This window comes from Paenibacillus sp. MDMC362, assembly GCF_003269305.1.
In the GTDB taxonomy this organism is placed as follows: Bacteria; Bacillota; Bacilli; order Paenibacillales; family Paenibacillaceae; genus Paenibacillus_AQ.
On sequence record NZ_QLYT01000024.1, the window covers coordinates 321,239 to 329,608 of the forward strand.

The 8,370-nt window shown below is 52.7% G+C and carries 6 protein-coding genes; all 6 read left to right on the top strand.

The annotated features are described in order from the left end of the window. Nucleotides 1–93: 93 nt before the first annotated feature. The 6 genes from DP091_RS13965 to DP091_RS13990 all read left to right on the top strand — a co-directional run bounded on the left by DP091_RS13965 (nt 94) and on the right by DP091_RS13990 (nt 8,269). Nucleotides 94–1,713 carry a response regulator gene (locus DP091_RS13965; RefSeq protein ID WP_113058856.1) on the top strand — a complete coding sequence of 540 codons (1,620 nt, stop codon included), beginning with the start codon at nt 94–96 and terminating at the stop codon, nt 1,711–1,713. Next, nucleotides 1,710–3,506: a cache domain-containing sensor histidine kinase gene (locus DP091_RS13970; protein WP_113058857.1), complete on the top strand. Its 1,797-nt coding sequence runs from the start codon at nt 1,710–1,712 to the stop codon at nt 3,504–3,506. Before DP091_RS13965 ends, DP091_RS13970 begins: the two co-directional genes overlap by 4 nt. Beyond that, nucleotides 3,503–4,483, top strand: coding sequence for a substrate-binding domain-containing protein (locus DP091_RS13975; protein ID WP_113058858.1), 981 nt, complete (start codon nt 3,503–3,505; stop codon nt 4,481–4,483). The genes DP091_RS13970 and DP091_RS13975 overlap by 4 nt, the downstream gene beginning before the upstream one ends. Before the next feature lie 131 nt (nt 4,484–4,614). Next, entirely contained in the window at nt 4,615–6,114 is a 1,500-nt protein-coding gene (locus DP091_RS13980) for a sugar ABC transporter ATP-binding protein (protein WP_113058859.1), read from the top strand. 43 nt (nt 6,115–6,157) lie between these two features. After that, a complete protein-coding gene (locus tag DP091_RS13985) occupies nt 6,158–7,126 on the top strand; it encodes an ABC transporter permease (RefSeq protein WP_015736085.1) in 969 nt (322 codons plus the stop codon). 123 nt (nt 7,127–7,249) lie between these two features. Continuing rightward, the gene (locus tag DP091_RS13990; RefSeq protein ID WP_113058860.1) at nt 7,250–8,269 is read left to right on the top strand and encodes an ABC transporter substrate-binding protein; all 1,020 of its coding nucleotides are present in this window, start codon (nt 7,250–7,252) and stop codon (nt 8,267–8,269) included. The last annotated feature ends 101 nt before the right edge of the window (nt 8,270–8,370 follow it).

Sequence of the window (8,370 nt, forward strand, 5' to 3'; positions counted from 1 at the left end):
GTTGCCTGCCAAAGGGCTTTTCCTGTATATTCACCTCGTAACACGATATCACCTAAGCAAATGGGAATTGCTTTTGAACGGGGGAGGCTTTGATTGTATACGATTCTTATTGTGGACGACGAACCGATTGTAAGAGAAGGGATTCGAAACCGGATTCAGTGGGCAGATCATGGCTTTGAATGCATCGGAGATTGCGAGAACGGCAGGGATGCATTGGAGGCTGTAACTCGCCGTCAACCCGATGTGGTGTTAACGGATATCAACATGCCGTACATGGATGGCCTGGAGTTGTCACGCCATATTACGGAGCGTTTTCCCAAGACGAAGATCATCATCCTGACCGGTTTTGACGATTTCGAATATGCCCAGCAAGCGGTGAAGCTGCAGGTCACGGATTTTATTCTGAAACCGGTTACTTCGGCGGAGTTAAGGGAGATGCTTGATAAACTCAAGCTGGAAATGGATGAGGAGCGGGGACATACGGAGCACTTGAAAAGGCTCAAACATCAGCTGAATGAGAGCTTGGTCCTGCTTAAGGAGCGATTTCTTGAACGACTGGCGTCATCGCCGATGAGGCGATCCGAGATCGAGAGCAAGTTGTCATATTTTGATATTCGGCTTCCGGGGCCGCTTTATATCGCGATGGCAGCGGATATGGATGAGCTTCGAACGGATGAACAGCATGTCGATAACGAGCTGTATGCATTTGCCTTATACAACATTATGCAGGAGATCCTGGCGGACGAGCCCGGTACAGCTATTTTTAGGTACAAGGAGAACAAAGTTATGACCATCCTGTCGGGCTCCGGCGAGGAGGAGCTGCACGCTCGGGCGCAGGAGCTGGCGGAGGACATTCGCGGATCTACGAAGCAGTTCATGAAATTCACGGTTACGCTCGGCATCGGAACGATTTGCCGCGAGCTTCAAGATATTCGTTATTCCTGCAGGGCTTCGGAAGCTGCACTGGAATACCGGCTCCTGTTCGGCCGCGATCAGGTGGTCCATATCACGGATCTTGAAAAGCGGGGGGACGTTCCCCTCCAGGATGGGATTGAAACCGAGTCAGCGCTAATCTCCGCAATTCGAGCCGGTACGGACTTAGAAGTCAAGTCGTGCATCCGGCGGCTGATCAGCGAACTTGGAAGCGCTTCAATTTCGATCGAACTCTGTTACGTGCGGGTCCTTCGGGTCATGCTGGCCGTGCTTCAAACTTTGATGGAAATCGGCAGCAATGGGAACGAGCTGATCGGCATGGAGAAGAGGCTGCTGTCGGATCTGTATTCTTTTCGGTCCTTGGAAGAGATCGAGCGCTGGCTAACCGAGGTGTGCGAGCAGGCGTTAAGGGATGTTGCCAAGACGAGAAAGGATATTACCCTCACCCAGATGCTGGAGGCGGTCGATTTCATCCATCGGCATTATGAGGATGCCGAGTTATCGATTAAGGCCGTATGCAGCCGGATCTTCATGAGCACGAGTTATTTTAGTGCCTTGTTCAAGTCGCATACCGGGAAGACCTTCGTTGAATACGTAACGGAAGTCCGCATGGAGAAAGCAAAGGAACTTCTGAAGCATTCCTTGTTGAAAACCTATGAAATTGCGGCAAAAACCGGGTATCAGGATCCTCAATATTTTAGCGTGCTGTTTAAGAAACATACCGGAGATACGCCGACGGAGTACCGGAATAAAATGACGTCTGACGGGGTACAGTCATGAAGGCTCCGCAGCGGATCAAAAGCATTCAGTCCCGCATTGCCAGCTCATTCGTGATGCTTGTATTGTTTACAGCGCTGCTGTTGATTTTCATCTCCTACCGGCTGTCCGAATCGGCTGTTCGCGAAACGGCGGAGAGTTATACCTCCGAGTTGATCAATCAAGTGAATGCGAATATCCAAACTTACATCACCGGGATGAAAGACATCTCGCTGGCGACGATGAACAACCCGAACGTAAGGGAATACCTCGCCTCAGCCGATGAACTGCAGCCTGCGGAACTGGCTATGTTGAAAGCGAAGATATCGGAATATTTCCACTCGATTCGCGTTTCGCGCAAAGACATTGCTTCGATCAACATCTTTGGAGCGGGCGGAACCTTCATTTCCGATCGTTCCAACGCGGAGTTAAATCCTTATATTGAAATATCCGATCAGCCCTGGTATCGGCAGGCGAAGGAAAATCAAGGACAGACGGTGATCTCTTCCTCGCATGTACAGCCCGTCATTAAGGGGGAGTACCGCTGGGTTGTATCGTTAAGCCGCGAGCTCAGCGGCATGGATTCGGGCCAAGGGCTTGGCATCCTGCTGATCGATCTTAACTTCAAAGTGATTAACGATATGCTCAGCAAGCTCGATCTGGGGAACCGGGGTTATGTGTTCGTTATCGACCGCGAAGGCCGGATTGTTTATCATCCCCAGCAGCAGCTGCTTTACAGCAATCTGAAAACGGAGAGATTGGAGCAGGTGCTGCAGGACAAGCAAGGAGGTTTTGTCGTGAAGGAGGACGGAGCAAGCCGGATTTACAGCATCAAGGACACGGATTTCGGCTGGAAAATCGTCGGCGTTTTTTACGAGAATGAGCTGGTGGACAATAAGAAGCAGATGCAGCTGTCTTTTGCTATAGCGGGATTGTTATGCCTCCTCGTCGGCGTGCTGTTCTCCGTCGTCCTCTCCCGCAACCTGACGCGTCCCATCAAGAAGCTGCAAGAGAAGATGATGGAGGTGGAGAAGGGGAATTTTGACATCCGGGTCCCGGTGGGGCATTCCAGGGAAATCTCCGGACTGGCCCGAAGCTTTAACGTGATGGTGCTGAAAATTAAGGAATTGATGTATCAAATCGTGGTAGAGCAAGAGATTAAGCGAAAAAGCGAGCTGAATGCGCTGCAAGCCCAAATCAACCCCCATTTTCTCTACAATACGCTGGATTCCATCATATGGATGGCCGAGAGCAAGAAGCATGACGAGGTGATTCTGATGACGTCGGCTTTAGCAAGGCTGTTTCGGGCTTCGCTCAGCAAAGGGAGAGAAATGATACCGATCGCGACCGAGGTGGAGCATATTACGAATTATTTGAAAATACAACAAATGAGGTATCAGGACAAAATCCGTTTTGCCCTGAATATCGATCGGGGGCTTTACCCATATCTGACGTTGAAGGTGCTGCTGCAGCCGCTGGTGGAGAATGCCATTTATCATGGCATCAAGAACAAGGAAGGGCCCGGAACGATCACGATTACGGGGATGCGTCGAGATAACCGCATTGAATTTCAAGTCACGGACGACGGCATCGGAATGGATCAGTCCATGGTGGAGACACTGCTCACGTCCAAAGAGGGCATACCATCGAGAAACAGCGTTGGCATTGCGAATGTTCATCAGCGGATACAGTTATATTTTGGAACGGAATATGGTCTTAGCTATGCAAGCGTGCCCGGATCGGGGACGAGTGTAACGCTGGTCATTCCGGCCGTTCATGCAGATGAATGGTTGCGTACGGAGGGGGATGCGCCTTGAAGTCGTACCTGCGAATGCGTTATATGGTACTGCTGCTGATTCCGTTGCTTATTCTGGGTTATGCCGTTTATCAATGGTCCAAGGAAGAACCCGGAACCAAGAAGGTCATCGTCGGCGTAAAGGCCCTGGACGAGAATGAATTCTGGCGGGTGTTGATTGAAGGGGTGCACACGGCTTCCAGGGAATTCGGCGTGGACGTCTCGGTGATAGGACCCTCTCAGGAAATCGAGGTTGACATGCAGATTCAATTGTTGGAGGAGGCCGTCAAGCAGAAGCCGGATGCGATTGTTTTGGCCGCCGGTGATTATAATCGCCTGGTTCCCGTAGCAGAGTCGATTCGCAAGGCCGGGATCCCGCTTATTATGATTGATTCCGCCGTGAATGGCGATTACGCGCAGAGCTTGATCGCGACCGACAATGTGAATGCGGGGCAGAAGGCCGGCATGGAGCTTTCGTCACGCCTTCCGGAACATGCCAAGGTTGCCATCATCAGTTTCGTGCAGGGCACCTCGACCCAGATTGAGAGGGAGCAAGGGGTTCGAAGCATTTTGGAGCAGCGTGGCGGCACGGAAATCGTAGGCACCTACTACAGCGAAGGCAAGGAGGAGAGGGCATACGAAATCACGAAAAAGCTCCTGCTTGAGAGGCCTGACCTGAATGGAATCGTCGGACTGAATGAGCCTTCCACGGTAGGGGCCGGCAGAGCGATTCGGGAACTGGGGCTGGTGGGCAAAGTCAAGCTGGTCGGATTCGACAGCTCGGTGAAGGAAGTCAAGCTGCTCGAAGAGGGAGTCTTGCAATCCACGATCGTTCAGAAACCCTTCAACATCGGTTATTTGGGCATCAAAACAGCCGTATCCGTTATCGAGGGTAACAAGATGCCCCCGTATATATATACCGATTCCGTTATCATCAATAAGGATAATATGTATACCGAGGAGAACCAGAAGCTGCTCTTTCCCTTTGTGGAGGAGTAGCTTCTTCTCTTTTGGATTTCTGCAGCGGATCATAGATTATTCAACATCGATCAGAGAATATTCCATTCCTTCGCGGGCTAGCGGTTTGTACAATGATTCATAAAAGGTGCCAGATAGAGAGGTGAGGGACATTGAGCGGATGGCTGATACAAATGGAAGGGATCATGAAGGAATTTCCGGGCGTGCTTGCATTAAATAACTGCCGGTTCGACCTGCGGGCCGGTGAAGTTCATGCCCTTATGGGTGAAAACGGTGCGGGCAAGTCAACCCTGATGAAAATCCTGACCGGCGTTTATCAGAAGGATGCAGGAACGATCGAATTCAAAGGGCAGCCCGTTGAGTTGTCGAACCCGAAAGCGGCTCAGGACGCGGGAATCAGCATGATTCATCAGGAGTTGAATCTGGCCCCTGACCTGACAGTCGCCCAGAATATCTTCATCGGGAGGGAGCCGCGGCGAAAGCTCCGATTGTTTCTGGACGACCGGGCGCTGCACCGGCAGGTGAAGGAACTGTTCGAACGGATGGGCCTCGACATGGACCCCTCCATCAAGGTATCGGAATTAACGGTTGCCAAGCAGCAGATGGTGGAGATCGCCAAGGCATTATCCTACAACGCCGATGTGCTGGTCATGGATGAGCCGACAGCGGCTTTGAGCGAAACGGAGATTGAGGATCTGTTCCGCATCATACGACAGCTTCGCGAGAACGGAGTTGGAATCGTTTACATTTCACACCGGATGGATGAGATCAAGCGAATCACGGATCGCATTACAGTGATGCGAGACGGGCAGTACATCGATACGGTATCCACGGCTGAAGTGACGACCCAGGACATTATCTCGAAGATGGTCGGTCGGCAGATTTATGAGACTTCGAAGCCGGAGAGGTCGGCTGGCGAGCGGGAGACGGTGTTGGAGGTTGCAGGACTTAATCAAGGCAGAAACTTGAAGGACATTAACCTGACTCTGAAAAAGGGAGAAATTCTAGGCATTGCAGGTCTCGTTGGCGCGGGACGGACCGAGCTTGCCCGGGCAATCTTCGGCGCCGACCGCATTCATTCCGGCGAGATCCGCGTACACGGGCGCAAAGTCACGATCAAGGGCCCGCACGATGCGGTGCGGCAAGGAATCGGCTATCTATCCGAGGATCGGAAGCGCTATGGATGCGTCGTCGATCTCGACGTGAAGAACAATGTGGCTATTGCCTCATACGGCAGCTTCCTCCGTCCCGGCGGTTGGATGAATACGGCGAAGATTCGCGAGCAGGCGGAGGATATGGTCTCCCGATTGAAGGTCAAAACGCCGCATGTCGACCAGGAGGTCAAGTTCCTCTCCGGGGGCAATCAGCAGAAGGTTGTCATTGGCAAATGGCTGACGAGGGATTGCGACATCCTGATCTTCGACGAACCGACGCGAGGGATCGACGTTGGGGCCAAGAGCGAAATCTACCGATTGCTGAACGATCTTGCAGTACAGGGCAAGTCCATTATCATGATCTCGTCGGAGCTGCCGGAAATTCTTCGGATGAGCCACCGGATTCTCGTCATGTGCGAAGGCCGGATTACAGGTGAGCTGGATCATGAAGAGGCGACCCAAGAAAGCATTATGCATCTGGCTACAGCGAGGATGTAAGACGCCGTCGCCGTCATCTATTCACGTCAGGAGGAACAAGCAGATGAACATTCAAATCAAATCGGGCGCGCTCCAGCAGGTGCTGGCTCTTGCCAGCTTGGTCGTTCTCGTCCTATTCTTTACGTTCTCGTCCAGCAATTTCTTTCAGTTCTCCAACATCGTGGGCATTCTTCTTTCCACAGCGGTAATCGGCGTGCTGGCTTTGGGATCCACCTTTGTCATTATTACCGGCGGCATCGACCTGTCCGTCGGGACAGTCATGACGCTGAGCGGCGTTATGACCGGGGTATGCATCACCTTCTGGGGATTGCCGGTCCCCGTCGGCATTCTTGGCGGCATCTTGACTGGCGCCCTGTGCGGGCTTCTGTCCGGGACGGCGGTGGCGAAAATGAAGATTCCGCCTTTTATCGCAACACTGGCGATGATGATGATCGCAAAAGGTCTCGCGCTCATCATTTCCGGAGCCAAGCCGGTCTACTTCAACGATGCCGAAAGCTTTGCCGAGGTGTCCCAAGGCAGCGTGCTGGGCTGGCTGGTACCGGGTCTCGATATTCCCAATGCGGTTGTCATTTTCTTCATTGCGGCGATCCTCGGCTATCTCATCCTATCAAAGACCATCATCGGCCGGTATAACTTTGCGCTGGGCAGCAACGAAGAGGCGACCCGATTGTCCGGCGTCAACGTGGGCTTCTGGAAAATCGTGATCTACACCTTAACCGGCGCATTTACCGGTTTGGCGGGCGTCATGATGGCATCGAGGCTGAACTCGGCCAATCCGGCGCTGGGTGCCGGGTACGAGCTGGAAGCCATCGCGGCGGTTGTGATCGGGGGAACTTCGCTCAGCGGAGGCAAGGGCACCATTATCGGAACGGTGATCGGGGCGTTGATCATGAGCGTGCTGACGAATGGATTGCGCATTCTGTCCGTGCCGCAGGAATGGCAGACCGTTGTTGTAGGGTTCGTTATTATACTCGCGGTGTATGCGGATATTTTGCGAAGACGCAAAGCGTAAGCCCTTTTTTTGGGCCTGCTGCCGGAGCTCGGTTGGCCGTAGGTTGGCTTGATCTCGATAGAAGCTTCCATAATGGAAGATCTATAGCTATATCAATATGTGTAAACAAGGGGAGATTGCATTATGAAAAAGCTTTCCGTATTGGCTCTGATTCTTATGCTGACTGCAAGCATGCTGGCGGCTTGCGGTTCATCGGGCAATAACGCTGCCGGAGGTGCCGACAGTCCAGGCGAGGGCGGATCCGGTTCAGGAGCCGGTTCTGCAGCCGAAGGAGAAATCTATATCCCGATCATTTCAAAGGGTTTTCAGCACCAGTTCTGGCAGGCGGTGAAAGCCGGTGCCGAGCAAGCAGGGGAAGAGCTTGGCGTGCGGATTACCTTTGAAGGACCTGAAACGGAATCCCAGGTGGATAAGCAGATCGAAATGCTGCAGGCTGCACTCGATAAGAAACCAAGCGCGATCGGTTTTGCTGCGCTGGATAGCCAGGCCTCCATTCCATATCTGAAAAAAGCCCAGGAAAACAACATTCCGGTCATCGCCTTCGATTCGGGCGTGGAAAGCGACATTCCGGTAACGACGGCTTCTACCGACAATATGGCTGCATCCGCGCTCGCGGCGGACAAAATGGCGGAACTCATCGGGAATGAAGGCAAAATCGCCATGGTGGTCCATGACCAGACCAGCGTAACCGGGGTCAGCCGCCGAGACGGCTTCAAGAAGCAGATCGAAGAGAAGTACCCGAATATCGAAATCGTTGACATCCAGTACGGAGGCGGGGATCACCTGAAATCGACGGATTTGGCCAAAGCGATGATGCAGGCGCATTCGGACTTAAAGGGGATATTCGGCGCGAATGAAGGCTCCGCCGTCGGCGTCATCAATGCGGTGACGGAGATGAAGAAGGAAGGCCAGATCATCGTGGTCGGATTCGATTCCGGAAAAGCGCAGAGTGACGCGATCAAGAACGGAACGATGGCGGGAGCCATCACGCAGAATCCGGTCGGCATCGGATATGAGACGGTAAAAGCCGCCGTGGCGGCCATCAAAGGGGAGAAGGTTGAACCGCAGATCGATACGGGATTTTACTGGTACGACAAAAACAATATCGATAGCGACGAGATCAAAGCTGTGATCTATGAATAAATGAAATGAGGGGAGCCCTCTAGAGGGCTCCCCTTAACGCGGCATCCGCTTACGCAGATGCCACCTCCATATTCTGAATCAATTCGTTCAGCCTCCTTTCC